23 protein-coding genes are annotated in these 26,659 nt (G+C 60.6%); 11 read left to right on the forward strand and 12 right to left on the reverse strand.

All coding sequences use genetic code 11. From position 1 onward, the window contains the following. Positions 1-400: 400 nt before the first annotated feature. Positions 401-1,777, forward strand: coding sequence for a sigma-54 dependent transcriptional regulator (locus tag BSU04_RS26525; RefSeq protein WP_089163355.1), 1,377 nt, complete (start codon positions 401-403; stop codon positions 1,775-1,777). A 292-nt stretch (positions 1,778-2,069) separates the two neighbouring features. Beyond that, a complete protein-coding gene (locus BSU04_RS26530; protein WP_089163383.1) occupies positions 2,070-2,903 on the forward strand; it encodes a thymidylate synthase in 834 nt (277 codons plus the stop codon). 220 nt (positions 2,904-3,123) lie between these two features. On the opposite strand, the gene BSU04_RS26540 is transcribed toward BSU04_RS26530, so the two are convergent. Then, on the reverse strand, positions 3,124-3,900 hold the full coding sequence (locus BSU04_RS26540; RefSeq protein WP_089163357.1) for an ArsR/SmtB family transcription factor: 777 nt from the start codon (positions 3,898-3,900) through the stop codon (positions 3,124-3,126). 161 nt (positions 3,901-4,061) lie between these two features. Between BSU04_RS26540 and BSU04_RS46650 the strand changes: the two genes are divergently transcribed. From BSU04_RS46650 to BSU04_RS26550, 3 genes are all read left to right on the forward strand, one after another. Further along, complete coding sequence (locus tag BSU04_RS46650) at positions 4,062-4,205, forward strand: hypothetical protein (protein WP_179258453.1); 144 nt, start codon at positions 4,062-4,064, stop codon at positions 4,203-4,205. Positions 4,206-4,317: 112 nt separating this feature from the next. Further along, on the forward strand, positions 4,318-4,845 hold the full coding sequence (locus BSU04_RS26545; protein ID WP_089163358.1) for an acyl-CoA thioesterase: 528 nt from the start codon (positions 4,318-4,320) through the stop codon (positions 4,843-4,845). A gap of 355 nt (positions 4,846-5,200) precedes the next feature. Continuing rightward, entirely contained in the window at positions 5,201-6,751 is a 1,551-nt protein-coding gene (locus BSU04_RS26550) for a class I SAM-dependent methyltransferase (protein WP_089163359.1), read from the forward strand. Positions 6,752-6,844: 93 nt separating this feature from the next. Here BSU04_RS26550 and fumC read toward each other — a convergent pair whose 3' ends face one another. From fumC to BSU04_RS26570, 4 genes are all read right to left on the reverse strand, one after another. Beyond that, on the reverse strand, positions 6,845-8,239 hold the full coding sequence (gene fumC, locus BSU04_RS26555; RefSeq protein WP_089163360.1) for a class II fumarate hydratase: 1,395 nt from the start codon (positions 8,237-8,239) through the stop codon (positions 6,845-6,847). Between the two features lie 72 nt (positions 8,240-8,311). Beyond that, positions 8,312-10,063: a phospholipase D family protein gene (locus BSU04_RS26560; RefSeq protein ID WP_089163361.1), complete on the reverse strand. Its 1,752-nt coding sequence runs from the start codon at positions 10,061-10,063 to the stop codon at positions 8,312-8,314. Between the two features lie 497 nt (positions 10,064-10,560). Beyond that, positions 10,561-11,985: an MATE family efflux transporter gene (locus tag BSU04_RS26565; protein WP_089163362.1), complete on the reverse strand. Its 1,425-nt coding sequence runs from the start codon at positions 11,983-11,985 to the stop codon at positions 10,561-10,563. Between the two features lie 361 nt (positions 11,986-12,346). After that, a complete protein-coding gene (locus tag BSU04_RS26570; protein WP_089163363.1) occupies positions 12,347-12,568 on the reverse strand; it encodes an RNA-binding S4 domain-containing protein in 222 nt (73 codons plus the stop codon). 403 nt (positions 12,569-12,971) lie between these two features. Between BSU04_RS26570 and BSU04_RS26575 the strand changes: the two genes are divergently transcribed. The 3 genes from BSU04_RS26575 (at position 12,972) to BSU04_RS26585 (ending at position 16,013) form a co-directional block, all read left to right on the forward strand. Beyond that, positions 12,972-13,382, forward strand: a complete 411-nt coding sequence (locus tag BSU04_RS26575; protein WP_089163364.1) for a hypothetical protein — start codon at positions 12,972-12,974, stop codon at positions 13,380-13,382. Between the two features lie 61 nt (positions 13,383-13,443). After that, entirely contained in the window at positions 13,444-13,704 is a 261-nt protein-coding gene (locus BSU04_RS26580; protein WP_089163365.1) for a hypothetical protein, read from the forward strand. 242 nt (positions 13,705-13,946) lie between these two features. Further along, positions 13,947-16,013, forward strand: coding sequence for an ATP-dependent helicase (locus BSU04_RS26585; protein WP_373452872.1), 2,067 nt, complete (start codon positions 13,947-13,949; stop codon positions 16,011-16,013). A gap of 61 nt (positions 16,014-16,074) precedes the next feature. On the opposite strand, the gene BSU04_RS26590 is transcribed toward BSU04_RS26585, so the two are convergent. The 4 genes from BSU04_RS26590 to BSU04_RS26605 all read right to left on the reverse strand — a co-directional run bounded on the left by BSU04_RS26590 (position 16,075) and on the right by BSU04_RS26605 (position 19,664). Continuing rightward, positions 16,075-16,839, reverse strand: coding sequence for a DUF4088 family protein (locus BSU04_RS26590; protein WP_089163367.1), 765 nt, complete (start codon positions 16,837-16,839; stop codon positions 16,075-16,077). A gap of 169 nt (positions 16,840-17,008) precedes the next feature. Further along, positions 17,009-17,491 (reverse strand): CreA family protein, encoded by a 483-nt coding sequence (locus BSU04_RS26595; protein ID WP_089163368.1) that lies wholly within the window; start codon positions 17,489-17,491, stop codon positions 17,009-17,011. A 329-nt stretch (positions 17,492-17,820) separates the two neighbouring features. Further along, on the reverse strand, positions 17,821-18,882 hold the full coding sequence (locus BSU04_RS26600; protein WP_089163369.1) for an aldose epimerase family protein: 1,062 nt from the start codon (positions 18,880-18,882) through the stop codon (positions 17,821-17,823). Continuing rightward, complete coding sequence (locus BSU04_RS26605; RefSeq protein WP_089163370.1) at positions 18,879-19,664, reverse strand: FadR/GntR family transcriptional regulator; 786 nt, start codon at positions 19,662-19,664, stop codon at positions 18,879-18,881. Before BSU04_RS26605 ends, BSU04_RS26600 begins: the two co-directional genes overlap by 4 nt. Positions 19,665-19,831: 167 nt before the next feature. On the opposite strand from BSU04_RS26605, the gene BSU04_RS26610 reads away from it, so the two are divergent. From BSU04_RS26610 to BSU04_RS26620, 3 genes are read left to right on the forward strand one after another with little or no spacing between them, the layout of a single operon-like run. After that, positions 19,832-20,575 carry a (Fe-S)-binding protein gene (locus BSU04_RS26610; protein ID WP_089163371.1) on the forward strand — a complete coding sequence of 248 codons (744 nt, stop codon included), beginning with the start codon at positions 19,832-19,834 and terminating at the stop codon, positions 20,573-20,575. Beyond that, positions 20,572-21,978, forward strand: coding sequence for a lactate utilization protein B (locus BSU04_RS26615; protein ID WP_089163372.1), 1,407 nt, complete (start codon positions 20,572-20,574; stop codon positions 21,976-21,978). Before BSU04_RS26610 ends, BSU04_RS26615 begins: the two co-directional genes overlap by 4 nt. 2 nt (positions 21,979-21,980) lie before the next feature. After that, a complete protein-coding gene (locus BSU04_RS26620) occupies positions 21,981-22,565 on the forward strand; it encodes a LutC/YkgG family protein (RefSeq protein ID WP_089163384.1) in 585 nt (194 codons plus the stop codon). Positions 22,566-22,654: 89 nt separating this feature from the next. Here the strand turns inward: BSU04_RS26620 and kdgD are convergent, their stop codons facing one another. Genes kdgD through BSU04_RS26635 form a run of 3 tightly spaced genes read right to left on the reverse strand, consistent with a single transcriptional unit; the run spans position 22,655 to position 26,263 of the window. Further along, positions 22,655-23,572: a 5-dehydro-4-deoxyglucarate dehydratase gene (gene kdgD, locus BSU04_RS26625; protein ID WP_089163373.1), complete on the reverse strand. Its 918-nt coding sequence runs from the start codon at positions 23,570-23,572 to the stop codon at positions 22,655-22,657. A 53-nt stretch (positions 23,573-23,625) separates the two neighbouring features. Continuing rightward, complete coding sequence (gudD, locus tag BSU04_RS26630) at positions 23,626-24,984, reverse strand: glucarate dehydratase (RefSeq protein ID WP_089163374.1); 1,359 nt, start codon at positions 24,982-24,984, stop codon at positions 23,626-23,628. Between the two features lie 31 nt (positions 24,985-25,015). Continuing rightward, positions 25,016-26,263: an MFS transporter gene (locus BSU04_RS26635; protein ID WP_306427228.1), complete on the reverse strand. Its 1,248-nt coding sequence runs from the start codon at positions 26,261-26,263 to the stop codon at positions 25,016-25,018. Positions 26,264-26,659 lie beyond the last annotated feature (396 nt).

Raw genomic sequence — 26,659 nt, forward strand, 5'->3', positions numbered from 1 at the left:
AACGTTTCAAGACTGAAACGATAGACGGTTAACGGCCGTTTTTATCAAAAATTGCGTAAATGCTATTGTCTTATTTAAACTATTTGCAAAATGCTTATTAAAACCTGACCTCGTTGTTGAAACGCACAGTGGGCCTGCTTCAGGATGGGTTTGCAGGCATTGTTGCGGATATTTGTTTTCGAAGTATTCGCTTTATAGTAGTCTCTCAAAAACAGCATCTGAAACAAAACAGGTTCGCATAGAACCGCGCGACAGTACTCGTCGCTTCCGGGGTTTCACCGTTTGCAGTTTCCCGAATGATCGTTCGCTTGGGGCATGCGAGTCTTCGACGTCTGCAGCGTGGTTGAGGGCAATTACCGGCGCGACCTTTTCAACGACCGTTGACGAAAGGATCAGAACAATGGAAGTCGCTCGGCGGCAACTAATCTACGTGACTCGTGACCCGAGCGAGCCTTTGTGCGCTCGGTTTGAGGAGAGGGGCTGGCACATAGAGGTCGTATCGAACGCGAAGGACGCACGTCGGTGGCTTCGCAGCGACCTGGCAACCGGTGGCTTGCTGGATTTGTCGAGCAGTTTTGAAGCACACGAACTCGCGGCGCTCGAAGCGTCGCTGACGCTGACCAATGTCGGCTGGGTCGCGGCCACCGTGACAGGTCAACTCGAAGATGCGGCCGTGCGCCGGCTGATTCGCGACTACTGCTTCGACTACGTCACCTTACCCACATCGAATGATCGCGTGGTGGACGCAGTCGGCCATGCTTATGGAATGGTGGCGCTGCGCGAGAACGCATCGAACGATGCGCGCGACGGCCGCGCCGAAGGCGAGATGGTCGGTTCGTGCGACGCCATGCTTGCGCTGTTCCGCTCCATCCGCAAGGTCGCCATGACCGACGCGCCCGTGTTCATCTCGGGCGAATCGGGCACGGGCAAGGAACTCACCGCGGTCGCCATTCACGAACGATCGGTCAGGCGAGAGCAGCCGTTCGTCGCCATCAATTGCGGCGCGATTCCCGCGCATCTGTTGCAATCGGAATTGTTCGGCTATGAACGCGGTGCGTTTACCGGCGCGAATCAACGCAAGATCGGCCGCGTGGAAGCGGCTAACGGCGGCACGCTGTTCCTCGATGAAATCGGCGACTTGCCGCTCGAAAGTCAGGCAAGCCTGTTGCGTTTCCTGCAGGAGCGCAAGGTTGAACGGCTTGGCGGACATGGGTCCACCCCGGTGGACGTGCGCATCATTTCGGCCACCCACGTGGATATGCAGACGGCCATGATCGAAGGGCGGTTCCGTGCAGACTTGTATCACCGTCTGTGCGTGCTGCAAATCGATGAACCGCCCCTGCGCGCTCGCGGCAAGGACATCGAGCTGCTCGCCAAGCACATGCTGGACCGCTTCAAGAAGGACGCGAGCCGGCGTCTGCGCGGTTTCGCGCCCGATGCCATTGCCGCCATCCACAACTACGGCTGGCCGGGTAACGTGCGCGAGCTGATTAATCGCGTGCGCCGCGCCATCGTGATGTCGGAAGGGCGTCAGATCAGTGCGCGGGATCTTGAGCTCGGCGAGTACGTCGAGGTGGCGCCGGTGTCACTGGCGCAGGCACGGGAGGCTGCGGAACGGCAGGCTATCGAACTCGCTTTGCTGCGCCATCGCGGCCGTCTTGGCGACGCCGCGCAGGAACTCGGTATTTCGCGGGTGACGCTGTACCGCCTTCTGAGCGCGCATGGCATGCGGCACATTGAAGTCGATGCACCGACGGAGCACGTCACACGCGGCTAAGGGCCGTGTTTGACGGCCGCCCGCCGGCCGCTGGCAGGTCGCCAAGGTCTCCCTGATACATTCAATCCCGGGGTTCGCTGGAACGCCGCGGATTCCTTTCGTTCGTTCCCCGCAAGGCACCTTCGCACCTCGCCCTCCGGCGCTTGGTAAAATCGTGGTTTGATTTTATCGGCGGCGGCGTTTTCCGCGTTTTCCATGGCTAGCGCAATCCGTGGCGAGAGTGCGCCGCAGGCGCGCGGAAATGTTCTGCCAGAATGGCGACACGTCCTCCTTTTTACGAACGATCCAGCTCATGATCCAGTACCAAGAACTGCTCAAAGACATTCTCGAACGCGGCGCTCGCAAGATGGACCGGACCGGCACGGGGACGATCAGCACGTTTGGCCGTCAATTGCGTTTCGATCTGGCGGACGGGTTTCCGATCGTCACGACCAAGCGCATCCACATGAAGAGCGTGATCTACGAGCTGCTGTGGTTCCTGAACGGCGATACGAACATCAAGTATCTGAACGACAACGGCGTGACCATCTGGGACGAATGGGCCGATGAAAACGGCAACCTCGGTCCGGTGTACGGGCATCAATGGCGTTTCTGGCCCAAAAGCGACGGCACGGTGGTCGATCAGGTGAGCGCGCTCGTGCATCAGATCAAGACGCGTCCCAACTCGCGGCGGTTGATGCTGACAGCCTTGAACGTGGCCGATTTCCCGGACGAGTCCATGTCGCCGGTCGATAACGCGCGTGCAGGCAGGATGGCGCTTGCACCGTGCCATTGCCTCGCACAGTTCTACGTGAACGAAGGCAAGCTGAGCTGCCTGCTGTATTGCCGCAGCCAGGACGTGTTCCTGGGTACGCCGTTCAACATTGCGAGCTATGCGTTGCTCACGCACATGCTCGCGCAGCAGTGCGATCTGGATGTGGGGGAGTTAGTCTGGACCGGCGGCGATTGCCATATCTACCTGAACCATCTTGAGCAAGTGGACCTGCAATTGAGCCGTGAGCCGTATGCGCTGCCGAAGCTCGAACTGGCGAGAAAACCCGCTTCCATCTTCGATTACCAATACGAAGACTTCGTGATCGAAGGGTATCAATATCATCCGGGCATCAAGGCGCCGATCGCGATTTAGACGGGTATGGGCGTGTCATAAGCGCTGAATAAGCGCGTTCCTGCTTCAATGAACCGAAGCCGGAACGCCCGCCGTTTAAAACATCGCGGCGTAACGATGTTGAGCATCCGGTCGACCGTGTCGAGCAGGGCTAACAACCCGCTGACCCTCTGGCTGTTGCCGCTGATCTTGTCCGCGTCCAACGTCAGGTACTTATTGCGCCAGGTCGGGTTCTACGCCGCTAGACCTCAGCAAGGACGGCGGCGAAATGCCGTTCGCCGGCGGGCGTGACTCGCAGGACCCGCCGCTTGGCTGTTGTTTCAACCCAGCCATGTTCTGTGCACGCATCGAGAAACGCCGCGCCCAGCGCGCCGCCAAGATGCGGCCGGCGTTCGCTCCAGTCGATGCACGTGCAGGCGAACCGCCTGCGCCGTGCTCTCTGCGCGGTGAGGTCAATACCGATCCGCGAAAATTCATCGACTCCTTGCGGCGTGGCATCGAGCGAGGTCGGGCCGGGCCGCTTCGAGCCGGCCGGTGCACCACCTTGCGCCTGCGCGACTTCCAGCCACTTCGATGTCAGCATCCGGTCGAACAGCCGCACAGCCAGTTCGCCCGCGAGATGGTCGTAACAAGTCCGCGCATAGCGCATGTCGAGTGGTACGGCAGACGCCGGCCGCGGCGCAGGCCGATGCGCCTGCGCTGCTTCCCGCAACGGCGCGCTGGCTTGCGCCAGATTAGCCAACGCTTCGATTGCCATCGCAATATCGGGTGTTGCAATGCGGTAGTACCGGTGCCGCCCGCTTACTTCGAGCGCCAGCAGGCCACTCTCGACGAGCCGGGCGAAGTGCCCGCTGGCGGCGGATGGCGAGATGCCGGCGATCATCGTGAGTTCGCCGGCAGGCCGGGCGGTGCCGTCCATCAGCGACCACAGCATGGCGGCGCGGCCGGGGTCCGCGAGCAGTGCGCCTATGCGCGATAAACCGGGAAACGGGCGGGCATCTTCGTGATCGAGCGTCATCGCAGCCTCCTTGGATTAACCCTACTTTAGCGACTTCGCGCATGCGATGTTTCATCGTAACCTGAAGTATTGATTCAGAGCCCGAACTCATCATGAGCGCCGCACGAGCCCCGCGCTAGAATGATGTTTCGCGTTGAATGAAGGCCGTGCAGGGGACTCTCATGGTGAAAATTTTGATAGCAACGCTGCTTGTGGCGGCGTGTGCGGGTTGTGCGGGAGCGTCGGGCGGGTCGTCGTCAGCAGCAGGGTCGAGTGGCATTACCATGTACGGTGTAATCGACCAGGGCGTGTCCGTGCGCAAGTGAGTGCCCAAGTGTGCCCAAGCGCGCCGGAGCGGGTCGGCGAGCGTTTTTTAGACTCGTATAATTCGGCAACTCCACTTACCAGGCAGGCCCGTTCAGCTTGCCTTACATCTACATGAATACTGCTGTGCCCACCCCCCAATCCACTGATGCCCCGATCACCGACCGGTCCGAAACCACGTTTCGTTTTCTAGCCGAACCGACCTCCGTGAATTTCGGCGGAAAGGTTCACGGCGGTGCCCTGATGAAGTGGATGGACGAGACGGCTTACGCGTGTGCCGCGGTCTGGTCCGGGCGTTATTGCGTGACGGTCAGCGTGGGCAATATCCGTTTCCGCCGGCCGATCCTGGTGGGTAACCTGGTCGAATTGCGCGCCCGCGTGGTGGCGACGGGGCGCACGAGTATGCATTTGCATATCTCTGTGCATGCAGGCGATCCGAAGAGTGGCGTGCTGCAACAGACCACGGATTGCCTGATGGTGTTCGTCGCTGTCGATGAACAGGGCAGGCCCGTGCCGGTTCCTTCGTTCGTGCCCGTCACGGATGAGCAAAAGCGGTTGGCGAAATATGCGATAGACGTCAAGGACGCGTTGGACGCGATCGTGGAATTGAAGCCGGAAGAAGTGGCAGCCGGGAAGGTTTAAAAGCGATGAAGGGCGCTGGCGGGAGAATCTGCCGGCGCGGCGTTCCGAACCATAAGCACGGCGTTGTTAACACCAGGTAATTAGTATTACTACAGGACAATACAAGACAAGACCTGAATGAACCTTCGCATCGGCAAGTGACGTGAAAACCTTGCATAGCCGCTGAATCGGCCGTCGCGCGGCGCTATATCGAAATGCAGGGCAAACAAATAAGACGTTTCTCATTCATGAATGTGTGCGTTATCGGCATAGTTTGGCGCAGTGCGTAAAAGGTCCGCAAGGGCTACCGAACGGTCTCCGAAGGGACCGCGACCGGACTCAACGCGCAAACATCCAACATGAACTGAGGAAACGCATGAAGCGGACGGCCGGCTACAACAATTCAGTTGCCTACACGGCTGGTTACTTTCAAGAGCAGAGTCCGACGTTCCTGAACGCCTGCCTCGCGATGCAGCGCGTATCGCCGCCTTGCGTCGAAAAATTCACCTATTGCGAGCTTGGGTTCGGCCGAGGCCTGACTTCCCTGGTTCTTGCGGCAACGCATCCGAACGGCGACTTCTACGCCTGCGATTTCAACCCGGTGCACGTACGGGGCGCGTCCGCCATACGCGACGAAGCCCGCTTGTCGAATCTCACCTTGTTGGAGAACAGCTTCGATGATCTCGCGCAAGGCAAGGTCGAACTACCCTTGTTCGACTACATCACCATGCACGGCATCATCTCGTGGATTTCGGACGAAACCCGCGCGCAGATCATGAGATTCCTGACGCGTTACTTGAAACCAGGCGGTGTCGTGCAGGTGAGCTACAACGCGATGGTGGGTTGCGCGCAGGTGCTGCCGTTGCAACGCTTGCTGATGCTGGGAGCCGGGGGAGGAAATTCAGCGTGGACCAAGGCGTCCGAGTTCGCCAGGAAGATGGTGAATCTCGGCGCGCTGCACTTCAAGCGCAACCCGGATTCGCTCGGCCGGGTCGAGGGTTTCGACGACCATGATGAACGTTACCTCGTCCACGAGCATCTGCACGAGAAATGGACGCCGTTTTACTTCGCCGACATCGTGCGCGAAATGGCCGAAGCGAAGCTCAGTTTCGCCGGCAGCGCGCGTTTCGCTTACATGTCGCCGGTGGGATGGCTGGGAGAACAGCAGCGGAAAATGCTGGAGACGGTCAGCGATCCCGTCGAAGCTGAAGAGCTTCGTGATTACTTCGCGAACCGCGGGTTCCGCTCGGACATCTTCGTACGCGCACGAGCGCCACTGAGTGACGTTGGCCTGCGCGAGCAGGCAGAACACATCCATTTGTGGGGTAATCCGGCGGTCCCCTATAGAACGGCGGTGGCCCTGGAACATGCCACGCTCACGCGCATTGACGCCGTTCATAAACCGCTCTTCGATCTGTTGCATCGCTCGGAAATGACGCTCGCGCAGGTTTTCGATGTCCCCGGGTTCGCCGGACTCACGCTTGACGCCATCTTGAAGCGACTACGTTTGTCGATAGCGGTTGGCGAGACGTTCGTGCGCTACGGTGAGACGCAGCCGCGAGCGGCTGCCGACCGGCTAAATGCCGTTTTGCTGGAACGGGTCGAACGGGGCGAAGCCTGGGGGGCGCTTGCGTCGCCCAGGCAGGGTGGCGGCGCGGGTATCAGCTTGCTGGATCAACTGCTGCTGGCGTCGCTCCATGCCAAGGCTGATCCGATAAAAGCGATCTCCAGGGATATCGACGAATTGGTCGCTCGTGTGACACGCTCGCTGGCTGCGACCGGCCTCAAGCTGCGAGTGGGGAATGCCGATGTACCGCCAAAAGAGATAAACACCCGCCTGCGTCATATTTTTGAGGATTCGGGCAAGGCGCTCGTGGAGCATGCGGTCGGGCTGGACTTCCTGGCCGCGCAAAAAATATCGGGGTGATAACAAGGACTTAATCAGGACTTAATCAGGAAGATATCCGGCCGCAGCGGTTGATAAGCGATGATCCATCAACCGCTGCTCCCCATTCTGACGTTACTTCTTCCCCACCATTTCTTCCGGCTTCACCCACTCGTCGAATTCGGCTTCGGTCACATAACCGAGCGCCAGCGCGGACGCTTTCAGCGTCGTGCCTTCCTTGTGCGCCTTCTTCGCAATCTTCGCGGCCTTGTCGTAACCAATATGCGGATTGAGCGCCGTCACGAGCATCAGCGATTCATTCAGCAAGCTCTCGATCCGCGACTCGTTCGGCTCGATCCCGACCGCGCAGTTGTCGTTGAAGCTTTGGGCACCGTCGGCGAGCAGACGCACCGATTGCAGCACGTTGTGGGCGATCATCGGACGGAAGACGTTGAGCTCGAAATTGCCGCTGGCGCCGCCGAAATTCACCGCCACGTCATTGCCGAACACCTGGCAGCACAGCATGGTGACAGCTTCTGATTGGGTCGGATTGACCTTGCCCGGCATGATCGAACTGCCCGGTTCGTTTTCCGGAATCGACAACTCTCCAAGCCCGCAACGCGGTCCGCTCGAGAGCCAGCGGATGTCGTTGGCGATCTTCATCAAGCCCGCCGCGATGGTCTTCAGTGCGCCATGCGCGAACACGAGCGCGTCGGCGGCAGCCATCACTTCGAACTTGTTCGGCGCGGTTTCGAAGGGCAAGCCGGTGAGCTTGCCGATCACGCCGGCCACCTTCACGGCAAACTCGGGATGCGCATTCAAACCCGTGCCAACCGCGGTGCCGCCGAGTGCGAGTTGATACAGATGTGGCAAGGTCGATTCAACATGCCGGATACCCTGGTCAAGTTGCGCGACATAACCTGAAAACTCTTGCCCGAGCGTCAGCGGCGTCGCGTCCTGCAAATGCGTGCGGCCGATTTTCACGATTCGATCGAACGCCTTCGATTTTTTATCGAGCGTCTCGCGCAGGGTCTTCAGCGACGGAACGAGATGCTTGACGATCGCGACCGCGGCGGCAATATGCATCGCGGTCGGGAACACGTCGTTCGACGATTGCCCACGATTCACGTCATCGTTCGGATGCACCTTGCGCTCTTCCCCGCGCACGCCGCCCATCAGCTCGCTTGCCCGGTTCGCAATCACCTCGTTGAGGTTCATGTTGGTCTGCGTGCCGGAACCCGTTTGCCACACAGCGAGCGGGAATTCATCGGGGTGAATGCCCGCCAGGATCTCGTCGGCAGCCGCGATGATCGCCTGCGCTTTATCGGCGGCGAGCACCTTCAATTCAGCATTCACTTCCGCCGATGCCCGCTTCACGATCGCGAGCGCATCGATCAGTTCAGGCGATTGTTTCTCGCTCGAAATCTTGAAGTTCTGCAAGGAACGCTGCGTTTGCGCGCCCCAGAGTTTTGCGTTCGGCACGGCGATTTCGCCGAAAGTGTCCTTCTCGAGTCTTACGTCATCCGTCATGGCTTCGTGCTCCTTCGGCTTGCTTCAGGTTCGGGGTTCTATTGGGTCCTGCACGTTTCAGAGTCTAAAAATTCAAAGCTGCGAGTCGACGGGCAGCAGCATGAACAGACCCGTCAACACATTGCGATAAAGGCCCGCTCGCGGATCGAAGTTGTAGGTACGTACCTGGCCGTCGTCCTCGGTCGTCCAGATGAGCGGGGACATCGGCGAGCCGGTGTACTTCAGGCCCGCAAGCACTGCGGGCGAAGCAAGTTCCACACGATACGCCCTCGCTGGCGCAATGCCCGCATCGAACAACCGTGCGGCTTCGCTCGCAATTTGCGGGTTGTAGATCACCAGCGCGAGTTCGGTGTTGAGCGACGCCGAACGCGGGTCCAGGTTCATCGACCCAATCACGAGGATACTGCGATCGATCATATAAGCCTTGGCGTGCAGGCTTGCGCGCGATTGCGAGCCGAACAGCCCGGCGCGCGGCCGGCTGTCACCCTCGACCTGCACTGGCTTGAACTCGTATAACTCTACGCCCGACTTCAGCATCGGTACGCGATACGGCGCGTAACCCGCCTGCACCGCGACGGCGTCGGTGGCCGCCAGCGAATTGGTCAACACCTTCACCTTCACGCCACGCGCCGTGATCGCGGCAAGCGCCTTCACGCCTTCGTCGTGCGGCACGAAATACGGCGAAATGATGAGCACCTCGCTGCTCGCCTGATTTGCCAGCTCGGCCAGGCGCTGCATGGGCGGGCTTTTGTAGTCCTTGTCGGGATGCTCGATCTTCACCGGTGAGTCGGCCTCGAACTCCGTACGCGTCCAGGTCAGGCCCAGCCCGTCCTGTGCTATCTGCTGCGCGATCGGCGTGGCGTTGAGTGGCTTGGCGTTCAGCGGATCAGCCTGTTCTTTCCAGTGCTGGCGCAGGTCTTCGCGGGTTTTGTCGAGATCGGCGGGATCGAATTTTTGCTTGTTCAGCGCGCGCAGCGGGTACGCAATCGAGCTGTTCCAGTAGTCGTCGAAACTCGCCGATATCTCTTGCGTCACCGGTCCCGCCACGAACACGTCCAGATCGCGGAACTGGATGGTTGCGCTCGCGCTGAAGTATTCATCGCCGAGATTACGGCCGCCCACGATCGAGATCTGGTTGTCCGCGATCATCGCCTTGTTGTGCATCCGGCGCGTGAAATGATCGACGTTCGTGAACAGGTTGCGCGTGCGTTGGCCGAAACTCCGGCTCGCGCTGCCGAACGGATTGAACACGCGGATATCGATGTTGTCGTGCGAATTCAGCGCGGCCATGATCTGGTCGATGTCCTTGAAATTCAGGTCATCGACGAGCATGCGCACCTTGACTCCCCGATCCGCCGCGTAAAGCGCCGCGCCGAGCAGCAGCTTGCCCGCGTTGTCCTCGTTCGCAATGTAGTACTGCATGTCGAGCGTCTTGGTCGCCGCCCGGGCGAGCGCGATGCGGGCCTGCAGCGCCTCGGTGCCGGTAGGAAGCAGACGCACGCCGGATTCATTGGGATGCACGGCTTCCTTCGGCAGGAGCGCGGTGCGCAAGGGGGTGTCGGCGTCGGCGGAGAGCGCGTACGTGGCGGGGCGATTGAACGCGGTTGCGGGCGGACGCGTGGCGCAGGCGGCGAGCGCCAAAGCCGTGAGCGCGGCGGCGGCGAATGCAAGCCCACGCGACAACGGTGCGATGCGCGGGGTGATCGAGTGACGCGAAACCTGTCCTGCCTGAGTGCGCTCTGTGCGCCTGCCGGGGTGCTGACCTTGTATGGCTTGGGATAGTGATGACCGAGATAACTGCCTGCTGCTTTCCGACACGTCCATTCCTCTTGATTGCCCGAGCGATTTTTCTGACCTGCTTGCGGTTGTTGCGCACGCAGCGGTCGCGTGCAACGCCGGATCTCGCGGGAGTACAGCAAGGATCATGCGCGGTTATTTTATGGGAAATCAGCTACGGACACGCCGGATGGGTCGATTTGCGAAAAACCGGAGGGGGCCAAGGCGGGAACGCGCGAGGCGTGCGACGGTTGCCTGTGTGTTTTCTTGCGGCCGGCATCGAGTCGTTGAACGCTGGATTTGCCGTCGCGAGAAACCACGTTGAAACCACGTTGAAACCCGTTATTACCCATGAGCGGACGAAAAAAAGCCCGCTTCGACGAAGCGGGCCTAATACCCCTGCTACTGGATGAATCTCAAGGAGACGGCTTGATCGTATCTTCGCTGCGCTCCGATTCCAACCAACAATGTCTGCTTAACTTATGCCGCGGCAATCGTGGAAATCGCGGCAAACGAAGGGTAATCGATGATCCGTAGCCGCTACCTCAAGCCGTATGCCGGGGGGCCTGTCCGGATTCGCCTGGTTCAAGCGCGCCGCGCGTGACCAGACGCCGGCTCATGCGATCGAAGCGAAGGGTCATCAGCACCGCGACGCTCGCGAGTCCCGCCGCGAGCCCCCACCACAAACCTTTCGTGCCGCCGCCGAAGTGGAACGCCAGCATGTAGCCTGTTGGAAAGCCGATGCCCCAATAACCGAGCGCCGCCGCCAGCATGGGCACGCGCGTGTCCTTCAGCCCGCGCAGCACGCCCGACGCAACAGTCTGCATGCCGTCGACGATCTGGAACACGGCCGCCACGCCCAGCAGTGACGCGGCCAGCGCGACGGTCTGGGCGTTCTTCGGGTCGTCGAGATGGAGATAGAGCCCGACGATCGCGTGCGGCGCCAGCACCAGCACGCAGCCCGACAGCGCCATGAACGCCACGCCCAGCGCGATCGCCACGAAGCCGGCGTGGCGAGCGGCCAGCGGCTGTCCTGCGCCGATCCAGTAGCCCACACGCACGTTTGCTGCCTGGCCGATGGCCAGCGGCACCATGAACGCCACCGATGCCACGTTCAGCGCGATCTGGTGCGCGGCGAGCGGCGCTTCGCCGAGCGTGCCGACAGTCATGCCGGTGGCGAGAAACAGCGTGGATTCGACGCCGTAGGTGATCGCGACCGGCCAGCCGATGCCGAACAATTCGCCCATCAGCGGCAGGCGTGGCCGCGAAGCGACGACAAAATGCCGGTAACGCGGCCGCAAATGCAGGAATGCGATCAGCACCAGCGCCGTCGCCCAGACGGTGATCGTGGTAGCGACTGCCGAACCGAGAAAACCGAGTTCGGGCAGGCCGTAGGCGCCGTGGATCAGGCCGTAGTTAAGAAATGCGTTCACGAACACGCCGCCAATCGATACCCACAGCAGCCGCTTCGCCGCACCGATAGCCGGCAGGAACGCGCGCATCATGCCAATCCCGAGCAGGCTGCCCGGCGCTCCCCAGCGCAGGATCGCGCAATATTCGCCGACGTTTTTGGCCAGCATGGCGGGTTCGTGGAAGGTGAGCAGGATCGGTTCGGCGAAGCTCAGCAGCGTGAAGGCGGGGATCGCGAGCAGCAGCGACAGCACCAGCCCGGTCCAGTAGATGTTCGGCACGAGGTGATCGTTGTTCGCGCCACGCGCGTGCGACACCGATACGCTCACGGACGTCAGCACGCCTTGCAGCAGCACCACGACCACGAAGAACAGGTTGGCGCCCAGGCCGCCGGCCGCGAGGGAATCGGGGCCGAGTGAGCCGAGCAGGATGGTGTCGGTGACGCCCATCGCCATTTGCGACAGTTGCGAGATGGCGAGGGGCGCGGCGAGCCTGGCGGTATCGACGGCGTGACGGGAAAGGCTTGGCGGCGCGTTCGCGCGGATCATTCTGGATGGCATGACGGATTATCTGGATGCTTTGCTGCACGGCAAAAACCGTGCAAAAACGGCAACGGGCGATGCAGCAGACCGTTACCGGTGCTGCATCGCCCGCTCGTTCCGGCCGCGCTTCAGCTTGTTGGCGTGAAGCTCCGCTTTGAATTTCAGCTATGAATGTCGGCTGTCTAATCCGGCTTCGAATCTCAGCTTGGAGTCTGGTTTTGAAGCACGCCAACTTGAAAAGCTGGCGTCAAACCGGGCTTCAACCGTCAACAAGCTGAAAGCGGCGAAAGGGAACGAAAGCCGTCTAGCTTATTGCTTGATTGCGCTTATGTCGATCACGACGCGGTATTTAACGTCATCCAGATTGCGCTCAGGCGGATCAATTCGGCTTGAGGACCTTGATCGTGGTGTCTTCGATGACCACCGTCTGGCCCGCGCGGATCTTGCACGTCTTGCGCAACTCGATCTTGCCATTGACCTTCACCTCACCCTCGGCGACGCGTGCTTTCGCCGAGCCGCCGCTGTCGGCCAGGCCCATCAGCTTGAGCAGGTTGTGCAGTTCGACGTAGTCGCCCGTGAGCGTGAATTCGAGGCGCGGCATGTGAGCAGTCTTCGCAAGGTTGGGGGCGGAAAGGGCGCCCATGATAAACCAGCCGGGCACGCCACGTGCGTCAGGAGCCCGGACTTCCGGATATCGAGGCGCTTGGCTGTTTGCAGTATGTCAGCAAGTGAAACCTTCGGTAACAATGACGCGTTTTAGCGAACTCCAGCGTTCGGCACCGGGTCAGTCATAGTGATCGGCGCGTTTTTCACGCGATTTTTCTACGTGATTTCTACGCTTTCCAGGCGCAGACGCTGGTCACCAGAAGTGTAGACGGGTATTTGCGGCGCGCTGCTCCAAGCGCGGTGTTTGAGGACACAACGCACATCGCTTGAGCGTCGCGGCGGGTTGCGATGGTTGCAACCGGCCACCCGGAATAAAAACTGCCAGAGAGGAAATGAATATGTCGCAAGTCAAGAAAATGCTGTTGGGTACCGCTTTTGCCGCCATGGGTCTGTCCGCATCCGCGTTCGCGCAGACCGCGCAACCTGCCGCCGCCGACGCCGGCCAGATGTCAGCGCCAGCCGCACCGTCCGCCCAAACCGCGCCGCCGCCGCAGAATATCGTCGCACCGGCGCCCACCGATCCGCTGGTCGTGAAGCGCAATGCCAACGCGCAGGCTAGTGCTGAATACAAGGCGTCGAAGCAGGCATCGAAGCAGGAGCTGAAGGCGACAAACAAGGAAGCGAAGGCGCAATACAAGGAGCAGGTGCGCAACGCGAAGATCAACAAGAAGGCCGACAAGCAAACTGCGAACGACGAACTCAAGGCCACCGAGCCTGACGGTCCTAAGGATACGGGCCTGCAGCACTAAGTTCTGAGTTCGATGAATGGAATGCGGCCCCCTGAGCGGGGCCGCTGGTAAGGAGGAATTCATGACCACGATCACAAAACGCTTGTTAGCAGCGTTGCTCGCGGGTGCATTCGCGACGGCCGCCACTGTGTCGGTTGCGCAGGCGCAGACCACCGCCGAACCCACGCATGCGGACAAGAAAGCGGCGAAGAAGCAGGCCGAAGCGGACAAGGACGCGAACCTCGCACAGGCCAAGGCCGACAAGAAAAAGACGGAATCGCAGTCGAAGGCGAATGAAGCCGCTGCCGACGCGAACCTGAAAAACGCGAAGAAAGCAGACTGATTCGCCTGATTCGCAACAGGTCCCGCTGTAGGGAAATGACGATGGCCCGGTGCGCGCAAGCGTACCGGGCCAATTCTTTTATAGGGCCAAAAGCCTGCTGCATCAGTCGCTTGCGTGGAGGAGTTGTATGGATATACAGTGTGCGTCACCCTTTTAAAAGCCCATCCGCCGTGCTCACGCTTAACTCCGCCACCGACGACGATCTTGCGCCCAAGCCCGCGCGGGAAGAAGTCGCGTCGTACCTGACCAAACTGAATGAAGCGCAGCGAGAAGCGGTCGAGTACGGCACGCAGGCATCGTCCGCTGGGGACCCGGCCGGCGCGCTGCTGGTGATCGCCGGGGCGGGATCGGGCAAGACGAATACGCTTGCGCATCGCGTGGCGCATTTGCTGGTAAAGGGCGCGGACCCGCACAGGATCCTGTTGCTGACGTTTTCGCGGCGCGCAGCCAGCGAGATGACCCGGCGGGTGACGCGTATCGCCGTGAACGCTTTGGGTAACCGCAGCGTGATCGCGCAGGGTCTCACGTGGTCGGGAACCTTCCATAGCGTGGGCGCGCGTTTGTTGCGCGATTACGCGGATCTCGTGGGGTTATCGCCTTCGTTCACCATCAACGATCGCGAGGATTCCGCCGATCTCATGAACCTCGTGCGGCATGAACTCGGGTTATCGGCGAAAGAGAAGCGCTTTCCGGCCAAATCCACGTGCTTCGCCATCTACTCGCGCGTGGTCAACACCGGTGTGTCGCTTGCAACCGTGCTCGATCAGGCGTTCCCGTGGTGCCGCGAATGGGAGGACGACCTACGGCGGTTGTTCGCCGCGTACGTCAATGCAAAGCAGCAGCAAAGCGTACTCGACTACGACGACTTGCTGCTCTACTGGTCGCATCTCGCCGCCGAACCGTCCATTGCCGCGGATCTGTCGAGCCGTTTCGACCACGTGCTCGTCGACGAATACCAGGACACGAACAAGCTGCAGGCGTCCATCCTGCTATCGATGAAACCCGACGGCCGCGGCCTGACGGTAGTCGGCGACGACGCCCAGTCCATCTATTCGTTTCGTGGCGCGACGGTGCGCAATATCCTCGACTTCCCGAATCACTTCAATCCGCCCGCGAAATGCGTGACGCTGGAGCGCAATTACCGTTCGACGCAGCCTATTCTCGCGGCATCGAATGCGGTGATCGGACTCGCTGCCGAGCGTTATTCGAAGAACTTGTGGACCGACAAGGCATCGGCGCAACGGCCGCGCCTGGTCTCGGTTGCAGACGAGGCCGATCAGGCGCGTTATATCGTCGAGCAGGTGCTGGAGGCGCGTGAAGGCGGCATGACGCTTAAGCAGCAAGCGGTGCTGTTTCGCGCCGCGCATCACAGCGCCGCGCTCGAAATCGAACTCACGCGGCGCAACATTCCGTTCGTGAAGTTCGGCGGACTGAAGTTCCTCGATTCCGTCCACGTGAAGGATGTGCTGGCGGTATTGCGCTGGGGCGAGAACCCGCGTGATCGCGTGGCCGGGTTTCGCGTGCTGCAGTTGCTGCCGGGGGTTGGGCCGGCAATTGCCGGGCGTGTGCTCGATCAGGTGGCTGAGCGTAGCGACACACCGGCCGCGTTAGCCGCATTCGCTGCGCCGTTGCGCGCGAGCGAAGACTGGCCGGCGCTCGTCGCGATGATGTCGAGGGTTTGCGCGCGCGAAAGCGGCTGGCCCGCGGAATTCGAAATGATCCGGCGCTGGTACGAACCGCATCTGGAGCGCAACCACGAAGACGCGTCAATTCGTCATGGCGATGTGTTGCAGATGGAAAGCATCGCGTCCACTTATCCCACGCGGGAGCGTTTTCTCACCGAACTGACGCTCGATCCGCCCGATGCCACCAGCGACGAATCGGGTGTGCCGCTCATCGACGAGGATTATCTGATTCTCTCCACCATCCACTCCGCGAAGGGCCAGGAGTGGAAGAATGTGTTCGTGCTGAATGGCGTGGATGGCTGCATTCCATCGGATATGGGCACGGGCAGCGACGAGGAAATCGATGAAGAAAGGAGGCTCTTGTACGTCGCCATGACGCGTGCGAAAGAGGATTTGCACATTGTCACGCCGCAGCGTTTCTACGTGCACAACCAGTCGCATATGGGTGACCGGCATGTCTGGGCGGCGCGTACGCGTTTCATTCCCGCGCATCTGATGCCGCAGTTCGAAGCGTGCGCGTGGCCACCGGTTCCTGAGCCCAGCGCGCCGACAGCAGCCGGGCTGGCCGCCGCGGCGAAGGCGAAAGTCGACATCGCCGCGCGGCTCAAGAAGATGTGGGAGTGAAGGGCGTTGCTGTGAGCTTCGTGTGAGCTCAGTAAGGACTCGGTACGGGCTCAGTACGGGCTCAACGCTCAGCGCGCGAAGGCTTCGGCGCTTTGCGCTCAGGCGTGAAGATCGTACGCAGCCAGTTGCCAAAGCGAGTGAAACCGTCGTACGGCTCTTCAATAAAAATCTCCGGCTTGATCATGCGTAATTGCTCGAGCACTTGCTGCGCTTCCTGCTTTGAAATCGAGCCATGAAACATGCCGAGGCGCAGCAGGCAGCGCAACTCACCAAGCTTCTCGCGCGATGTCGATCCCACACTGTGTTCGGTCGCAATCTTGGTTTCGTACACGCGTTGACGCAGTGAATCGGCGAGACGCCATGCGGGCGTCTGCATTTTCATCTCCAACTCCTGGATGTCCGATGCGGCTTCCTTGATCTGGGACGCTAGCGGGTCGATCTGCGTTGGATCGCCGTTCGCTTCGGTCACGATAGCCGTCGCCCACGCGCGTGAGGCCTTCACGAGGTCGTCCGGTTTCCAGTCCGAGCGCACCGCGAAGCCGAAACCATGTTCCGCGGCTTGACGCATCATCATTTCGACGACGTCCGGAAATTCCTTGTCGAGTGCCCGTTTCGCCCACGCGTACTGACCGTTTTGCAGCATTCGCTGGACTGCCAGTTCGGTGAGTGGCGTGGGGTTGTCGAGGAGTTTTGCCCGCAGGAAATCCTCGAACGTCGGCGTGACGAATTGTGGGTCGAACTTGAGCGACAGACGAATCAACGTATCGAAGTCGCGACGTAGCGCCGCGATCGTCTCGTCTTTGAATGAAAGGGTGATCTGACCCATGATGTTTCCCGGTTCCCGATCCCGCTGGCCGGTTTGAGCCGGCGCGGGAAGACAAGTCGGCGTCGCCATGAGGGCGACGGCCGTTCGTCTTTATATCGGCTCGGGGAGGGGAAACTTTAGGCCAGCTTTCAACTGTTCGATCAAAGCCCGACCAACCGGCCCTCCCGTCTTATTTGACCGGAATGGTCGTACCAGCGGGCATTGATACGGCAGTCACGCTGTTCTTTGCGCTGCCGGTCGTAATCCGGTCGCTATACGTCAGATACACCAGCGTATTGCGCTTGGCATCGACAATACGCACCACGTGCAACGTCTTGAAGATAAACGACATGCGTTCCGAAAACACATCGGATTTCTGCTTGAGTGGCGCATCGATCTTGATCGGCGCGACCTGGCGGCAAGCGATCGATGCCTCAGACGGGTCTTCGGCTATTCCTAGCGTTCCTTTAACGCCGCCCGTGCGCGCGCGCGAGACGTAACACGTTACACCCGAGACCGCCGGGTCGTCGTATGCCTCGACCGTGACGCGATCCGAGCCGGTAAAGCGGAAATTCGTGTTGACGCTGGCTATCTCCTCGGCATGCAGGGCAGGCGCAGCAAGCAGCGCAACGAACGACGTCAGGTACGTCAAGGCGAAGATAGCGCGTTTCATCGGAATCCTTCGGGGAGTGAGGAATTAAAAAAGGCGTCGTATTGTAACGACGCCTTCGTTCAATCCACGTGAAACCGCGTGCTTTCGCGTTCAGTGGTCAGTGGTCAGTGGTCAGTGAAAGATCATCAATGAAAGATCAGATACAGGATCACCAACACAATCACCGGCACGCCAAGCAGCCAACCCAGTAGATAAGGCATTGTCTTCCTCCATTCGATATTTGATTCGATGAGTCCAGTATCGATGAGAGGTCGGGCCGCCGATAGCCGCGATAGTCCTATTCGACTGTAGGCGGGTTCCTATCGGCAGCATGGCGGGTGGCATGGTTTTTACCTCACGCGCATGGCGTAGCGCGTGACTTGCCGGTATCGCTCGTTGGGGCGCAACACGACGTCTTCAGCGTCGTCCATATTGATCTGGTTTGGAAACCCGCCCGCTTCCAGGCAGAGCGCGCCGTGTTTCTGATAGGTCACGCCGCGCTTGCCCGGCACGCCTGCCAGACTGTTGCTGGTGTAGAACACCAGCCCGCGTTCGGTGGTCGAGACAGTCAGCTCGCGTCCGCTGCCCGGGTGATAAACGGCCGCGACACGCCGCATTTCCGGCAGCTCGGTGACCGGCGCGGCGGTCCGCAGTACATAGCAATGATCGATTCCGCCGCCCGCCAGCGTGACTTGCTCGTTATCGCGGGCGTCGATACGCGGTCCGAGAAGCGCGGCCGTGCGGAAGTCGAATGGGGTATCGGCGACGTCTTCCAGATGGGTCGGAATCGTATGTTCGTCGATGGCGAAAAATTGATCGGCGGCGATCTCGATTTCGTGATCGTCGATAGTCGTCAAGTCCACGCCCGACAAGTTGAAGTACGCGTGGTTCGTGAGATTGAGCGGCGTGGGGGCGTCCGTGAAGGCATCGTAGGTGATCGTCAGTTCGCCCGCGTCGGTGAACGCGTACGTCACCTGGACGGTGAGGGCGCCGGGAAAACCGCTGTCGCCGGCGGGCGATTCGAGCGTGAGTACCAATGCGTCCCCGGTGTGCCGGGCTTGCCATAGCTTGTAGCTAAAGCCCTGGAAGCCGCCGTGCAGTGAGTTCGGCGGCTGATTGGCTTCGAGCGGGTAGGCCACGCCATCCAGGGAAAAGCGCGCGTTCGCGATGCGGTTCGCCCAGCGTCCGACGATTGCGCCCATGTAGGCAGGACCGGTGGTGTACGCGGCGGGGGTGTCGTGGCCGAGCAGGATGTCCGCCAGGTGGCCGTCGCGATCCGGCGCGAACCAGGAGACGAGTGCCGCGCCCAGATTCGTCACCGTTACCCGGAAGCCGTTGTCATGGCTCAGCGTGTGAAGATCGACGGGCGTACCGTCCGCGAGATCGCCCCAGTGGGCGCTCGAAATAGTCATGGTGTGGTCTCCGGATTCTGATTTTTTGCAGGATAGCGGGTTGCTTCCGGCTTGGTTAAGCGGGGTAAGCGGTCTCGATAAAGCGTGCTGACGTAGTCCAGGTGTGCGCCGGCGGCGTCCCGGGCACGTTGTGGATCGCGGGCGAGGATGGCATCGAAGATGGCTTGGTGTTGCGCCAGCAAGTTCGCTTCGACGTCGTTGTCGTAGTCGACCAGCCGGTGCGATGTCAGCATCGATTCGCGTACGAGTTCGTGCAGGCCGTGCATCACGTGGGCGAGCGCGAGGTTGTGGGTCGCGTCGGCGATAGCGAGATGAAACGCGGCGTCGTGTTCTGCTATGCGGGTGCGCTTTGGTTCGATGGCGGCGGTTTTGAGTGCGTTGAACGCTTCGGAGATACGCGCCAGATCGGTCGCGGTTGCACGTTCGGCCGCGTAGCCTGTTGCGAGGGATTCAAGTCCGTGGCGCAGTTCGAGCACATCGGCGCTGGCGGTTGGATGTTGGCTCAGCAACGCGGCCAGCGGCGCGGACACGAGCGGTGCGGTGACATCCGATACGACGAAGCCGCTGCGCGCGGCAGCCTGGATAAATCCATCCGATTCCAGCCGGATAAGCGCCTCGCGCAGCGATGGGCGCGAGACGTTGAGCTGTTCCGAGAGATTGCGCTCGGCGGGGAGGCGTTGTCCGGGAAGTAAAGCGCCGCTTGTGATCAGCGCGCGGATCTGGTCGGAGACGACATCGGCGATTCGCGTGCGGGTGTAGGAATGGACAGGCTTAAATGGCATGAGTGCGATGAGAGGTGGGCAAGAACGGCGCGATCTTTCTTCCAGTTTGACATGAAACGCCACAAACTTTAAAGTCTTGGTCAGACCAAGCTTACCAAAACTGGTAAGCCGCTTATTTTTCCGCTTATTTTTCCGCTTATTTTTCGGGCTCCCCACGGCCTTATCCAATGAAAGTCGCCCTGTTCGTCCCCTGTTTTATCGATGCGTTCTACCCAGAAGTCGGCATCGCGACACTCGAATTGCTCGAACGCCTGGGCGTGGAAGTCGATTACCCGGAGGAACAAACCTGCTGCGGCCAGCCCATGGCGAACAGCGGTGCGCAAAAAGAAGCGGCCGGTACCGAGCGCGTGTTCGCCCGCAATTTCGCCGATTACGACTACGTGGTCGGCCCATCGGCGAGTTGTATCCATCACGTGCGCGAACACTTGACCGCTATCGAGCAGACCGCTTCTGTCCGCAAGGTCCGCACGAGCGCCTACGAACTCGTCGAATTTCTCCACGATGTCCTCAAGGTGCGTGAATTCCCGTGGGCCGAATTCCCGCATCGCGTAGGATTGCACAATAGCTGCAGCGCCATCCGGCATTTGCGCGAGGTATCGGCATCGGAAATTGCCGGGACGCCGTTTTCCAAACCCCGCGCGTTACTCGAAGGCGTCAAAGGCATCGAGTTCGTCACGCCCGCGCGCCCCGACGAATGTTGCGGCTTCGGCGGCACGTTTTCGGTGACGGAAGAAGCGGTATCGGTGAGGATGGGGCAGGACAAGGTCCGCGATCACCTCGGCGCGGGCGCGCAATATATCGTCTCCGGCGATATGTCCTGCCTCATGCATCAGCAAGGCTGCGCCGAACGACTGAAACTCGATGCCCGTTTTATCCATATCGCCCAAGTCCTGAACGGAGCACGCTCATGAGCGACGTCGTGAAGGGGAAAAGCAAGCGGCTCGATCACGCGAAGGCGGCGGGCGCGTTCATCGCGAAGGAAGACCACGTCGCTTTCCACGATAAACGCCTCTGGGATCTGCGCAGCAAACGGGACGCCCAAGCCCACGGCATGCCCGAATGGGAGACGCTGCGCGACCTGGCGTCGGGGATCAAGGAGCACACGCTTTCGAATCTCGCTGATTACCTGGACCAGTTCATTACGCAAGCCGAGTCGCACGGCGTGATCGTGCATTACGCGTCGACTGCGGAAGAACACAACAAGATCGTCTACAAGCTGATGTCCGAGCGCGGCCTGACCACGCTCGTCAAAAGCAAATCCATGCTCACCGATGAATGCAAGATGCGCGAGTACATAGAGCCGCGCGGCATCACGGTGATGGAAACGGACCTCGGCGAGCGCATCCAGCAACTGGATAACCAGGACCCGAGCCACATGGTCGTGCCGGCTGTACACAAACTTCGCGCCGACGTTGCCGAGCTTTTTGGCCGCACGATCGGCACCGATCCCAAGAACAGCGACATCCACTATCTCGCCGAAAGCCAGCGCATGAACACGCGGCCGTATTTCGTGCGCGAGAAGACTGCCGGCATGACCGGCTGCAACTTCGCGGTTGCCGAGACGGGAACGGTCGTCGTGTGCACGAACGAGGGTAATGCGGATTTGTCCGCGAATGTGCCGCCGCTGCACATTGCATCGATTGGTATCGAAAAGCTGATTCCCAGAATCTCCGATCTCGGCGTGTTCATTCGCATGCTGTCGCGCAGTGCGCTTGGCTCACCGATCACGCAATACACCTCGCACTTCCGCGCGCCCCGACCGGGCTCGGAGATGCATTACATCCTCGTCGATCACGGCCGTTCCGAACGCCTCGCGATGGAGGATTTCTGGTATTCGCTCAAATGCATACGCTGCGGCGCGTGCATGAATACGTGCCCGGTGTATCGGCGAAGTGGTGGCTTGTCGTACGGCTTCACGTACTCCGGGCCGATCGGCGCAATCATCAATCCTACTTACGATATGAAACGCTTCAGCAGCCTGCCGTTTGCATCGACGCTTAACGGCAGTTGCACCAACGTTTGTCCCACGAAGGTCAACATTCACGAGCAGATCTACAAGTGGCGCGAAGTGATTGCGGCGAATCATGAAGTGCCGTTCGTGAAACAGGAAGTGCTGAAGATGGCGGGACGCCTGCTTGCCAGTCCGACACTGTATCGAGGCACCGTTGCGTCGCTCGGCGGTGCGCTCAAGCGGCTGCCGAACTTCGTGCTATATAACCCGCTGAACATCTGGGGCCGTCAGCGCGATCTGCCTGAAACGCCCGCCGAAACCTTCCACGAGTGGTACAAGAAAAATCGCAAGGTAGCAAAATGACGATGACCACGCGTGAGACTTTTCTCGCCAAGATCCGTGTGGCGCAACCGGCTGCAAGGCCGCGTCCCGACGTACCGCTCTTCGATACCCCGCCCGGTGAGCGCCTCGAGCGCTTTCGTACCGCCTTGGCCGCGATGGGGGGCACGGTGGTCGAAGGTGAATCGCTGGACACGGTGCGTGCGCTGCTCGCCGAGCGTTTCGGCGCAGACGGGAAAGTCGCGTCGGCTGTGCCGGGTATCGAAGGAAACCGCGCGCTCGCCGCCGATATGTCCCCTGCGTTGTTACAAGATGTGGATGCAGGCGTGGTCCGCGCGCGCTTCGGCGTGGCGGAAACGGGCTCGGTGTGGTTCAGCGAGGACGAATACATCGTCAATTCGATCGGCTATCTCGTGCAGCATCTGGTCGTGCTGCTCGATCCCGCGCAAATCGTGGATGGGCTGCAGGATGTGTATCGACGCGATGACTTCAAGGCCGCGCGTTATGCCGTCCTGGTGACGGGGCCATCGGCGACGGCGGATATCGAAGGCGTGCTGATTCGCGGCGCGCAAGGCGTGCGGTCGCTGACGGTGGTGTTGCTCGCGGCTTAGGTCTCTAGTCAGTGCGCTCATGCGTGACGCCAAGCGCAAAAAAGCCGTTCCAACTTACGTTGGAACGGCTTTTTAACTGCCGATGACTGTTACTGAGCGCCGAGCTTCTTGATCAGCACGTCGAGCTGCGCCATTTCATCTTCGGTCAAGTCGGTCAGCGGTGCGCGCACCGGACCGGCGCTGCGGCCGATCAGCTTCGCCCCCGCCTTCACGATACTCACCGCATAACCCGCCTTGCGGTTACGAATCGCCAGATACGGCATGAAGAATTCGTCGAGCAGACGGCCAGTCGTCGCGTGATCCTGCGAGGCTACGGCGCGATAAAACTCCATCGCGGTCTTCGGAATGAAGTTGAATACCGCCGATGAATACACCGGCACGCCCAGCGCCTTGTAGGCTTCGGCATAAACCTCGGCCGTCGGCAAACCGCCGAGATACGAAAACCGGTCGCCCAGCCGGCGACGGATCGTCACCATGTTTTCAATCTCACCCACACCGTCCTTGAAGCCGATCAGGTTCGGGCAACTATCGGCGAGCCGTTCGAGCATGTCGGCGTTGAGCTTCGAATTGGCGCGGTTATAAACGATCACGCCAATATTCTTCACGGCTTTGCACACCTGTTCGACGTGCGCGGCAATGCCTTCCTGGCTGGCTTCGGTGAGATAGTGCGGCATCAGCAAAATACCGTTCGCGCCTAGCCGTTCGGCCTCCTGTGCATACGCTATAGCCACCCGCGTCGCGCCGCCCGCGCCAGCAAGAATCGGCACCTTGCCTTTGCAGGTTTCCGTCGCCGTGCGGATCACGTCCGAATATTCGCTTTGCGTCAGCGAGAAAAATTCACCCGTACCGCCGGCGGCGAACAAGGCCGTCGCGCCATAGGGCGCAAGCCACTCGAGACGGGCAGCGTAGGTATCGGCGCGGAAGTCGCCCTGTTCGTCGAAGTCGGTCAGCGGAAAGGACAGCAGCCCTTCGGAAACGATTTGCTTGAGCTCTTGAGGTGTCGTCATGGTCGGTCGTGAATTGGTCTTTGATTGAGTCGTTGAAGAAGCCGTTGGAAAAATCAGCGCACAAGGCACGGGCGCTTGTTGTCGAAGGTCCAGTTCGCAATCAGGTACTGCATCGCGGTGGCGTCATCGCGGGCGCCAAGACCGTGTTCCCGATACAGCGCGTGCGCTTTCTCGAGTTCGTCCATATCGATATCCACGCCCAGTCCCGGCCGCGCCGGCACCTTCACCTTGCCTCCCACAATCTGCAGCGGCTCGCGTGTGAGACGCTGGCCGTCCTGCCAGATCCAGTGGGTATCGATGGCAGTGATCTTGCCGGGCGCCGCCGCCGCGACGTGCGTGAACATGGCGAGTGAAATGTCGAAGTGGTTGTTCGAATGCGACCCCCACGTGAGGCCCCACTCATTGCACATTTGCGCCACGCGCACCGAGCCTTGCATCGTCCAGAAATGCGGATCGGCTAGGGGAATATCCACCGATTGCAACTGGATTGCATGGCCCATCTGGCGCCAGTCGGTCGCGATCATGTTCGTCGCGGTCGGTAATCCCGTGGCGCGGCGGAATTCAGCCATGACCTCGCGGCCGGAATAACCGTTTTCGGCACCGCACGGGTCCTCGGCGTACGCGAGCACGTGATGCTGGTCTCGGCACAGGCGTACGGCTTCGGACAGCGACCACGCGCCGTTCGGGTCCAGCGTCACCCGGGCGTTCGGGAAGCGTTCGGCGAGCGCCGTGACCGCTTCGATTTCCGCGTCGCCCGAGAGCACGCCGCCCTTCAGCTTGAAGTCGTTGAAGCCATAGCGCGCGTGCGCGGCTTCCGCCAGTCGTACGACAGCTTCCGGTGTCATCGCTTCTTCGTGGCGCAGGCGGGTCCAGTCATCGGTCGCGTCTGTCCCCGAGGAGTAGGGCAGGTCGGTCTTGTTCCTATCGCCGATGTAAAACAGGTAGCCGAGCATTTCCACTTCATCGCGTTGCTGGCCTTCGCCGAGCAACGCCGCGACGGGCACCCCCAGATGCTGGCCGAGCAAGTCGAGCAACGCGGCTTCGAGTCCGGTCACGGCATGGATGGTCGTGCGCAGGTCGAAGGTTTGCGTGCCGCGTCCGCCCGCATCGCGATCCGCAAATTGCTTGCGCGTGGTGTTGAGCACGGCGTGCAGATTGCCGATCGACTGGCCGACGACGAGCGGACGCGCGTCATCGATCGTCTTGCGGATGCTCTCGCCGCCCGGCACTTCACCCACGCCGGTGTGGCCCGCGCTGTCACGCAGGATCACGATGTTGCGGGTGAAGAACGGGCCGTGTGCGCCGCTCAGGTTCAGCAACATGCTGTCGCGGCCGGCAACCGGGATCACGCGCAGTTCGGTGACGGTGGGGGTGGCGTTCGCAGCGCTTGAAACGCTTGGGTTCGTGGACATGGACGGGGTCAGTGTGAGTTGATTGGGGCTCTTAAGCGGCGCGGGTCCGGTTTGGTTCGGTGGCGTGTTCGGGGCGGCCGGTCAACCGGTCCTTCGCGAAAAACGCGATCACAGCCGCGATGATCGAAGCTATTCCCAGCCCATACAAACCGCCCGAGATCGAGCCGGTATGTTGCTGCAGATAGCCGAACGCCGCCGGCGCGAAAAAGCCGCCCAGGTTGCCGACGGAGTTGATCAGCGCGATCACGCCGGCGGCGACGCGCACATCGAGGTATCCCTGTGGCAGCGGCCAGAACAGCGACGCTGCCGCTTTGAATCCGATCGCAGAAAAGCAGATGGCGACGAACGAAAAGACCGGGTTCGCCGACGTCGATGCAAACAGTCCGCAAGCGGCAATGACCAGCGCGAGCGCAAGCCACGCTTGCTGGAAGCGCCATTTCGCCGACAGCATGGCGAAGCAGTACATCGCGAACATGGCGATCAGCCACGGCACGGCGTTATAGAGGCCGACCTGGAAATCGCTCAGGCCGCCCATCTTGCGGATGATGGTTGGAAGCCAGAACGTCGCCGCGTAGATGGTCAGCTGGATCGCGAAATACAGCACGCAGAACAGCACGATCTGCGGATCTTTCAACAGTTTTGTGATCGGCAGATGCGCGTTGCCGGCCGCTTCCCGCTCCGCCTGTTCGCGGGCAATAGCGCTGCTCAGCGCCTGTTGTTCTTGCGAAGTGAGCCATTTGGCATCGCGGGGATGGGACTTGAGCATGAACCAGCTCACGCCGCACAGCAGGATTGAAAACAGACCTTCGACCAGGAACATCCACTGCCAGCCATGCAGGCCGAATCCGCGTATGGAGAGCAGGGCGCCTGACACGGGCCCTGACAACACCGACGCCAGCGCCGAGCCGCCCAGAAAGATCGCGACCGCCTTGCCGCGTTCCTTTTGCGGCAGCCACTGCGTGAAGTAATACACCACGCCCGGGAAAAAGCCGGCTTCGGCCACGCCCAGCAGGAAGCGCATGACATAGAACGACGTGTCGTTCCAGGTGAAGGCCATCGCGCCCGCCACCAGGCCCCAGGTGAACATGATCCGTGTGAGCCACGCGCGTGCGCCGAAGCGCGCCATCAATACATTCGACGGCACTTCGAACAGCGCGTAGCCGATGAAAAACAAGCCGCTCCCCAGCCCATAGGCCGCCGCGCCAATCCCCAGGTCCGTCTGCATATGCGTGCTGACGAAGCCGATGTTCACCCGGTCGATGTAGTTCGCGATGAACATGATCAGGAAAAGCGGCAGCACGTGGCGCTTAACTTTTGAGGCGGCCGATGTCAGCGCGTCGGATGTCGATAGGGCGAAATCGGGTGTCAAAAATTCATCTCCGGATGGCGACCGGTCAGTCCGGGCTGTCGGCGCTATCGCTCATGCGGCTGAGCGATAACGAGCAGATTCGCAATTTTAAACGTGAGATACGTTGTCTGATGACATTTTAAGAGTGATACGAGGGCCGCCAAAATGGGTGTTAACCCGAAAATGCTTTCTGAATCTCGATGGAAAGGGTGAAATATTTGTCGCTTGCGCTGAAAGGATTATGAATTAAAGTCGGACGTCAGACAAGATAAGCGATATTGCGCGCTCGCTGCTGGAGGGTCGGGCGCCTGCTGTTGTGGCTGCAGG

Origin of the sequence: Caballeronia sordidicola (assembly GCF_002220365.1) — a bacterium.
In the GTDB taxonomy this organism is placed as follows: domain Bacteria; phylum Pseudomonadota; class Gammaproteobacteria; order Burkholderiales; family Burkholderiaceae; genus Caballeronia; species Caballeronia sordidicola_C.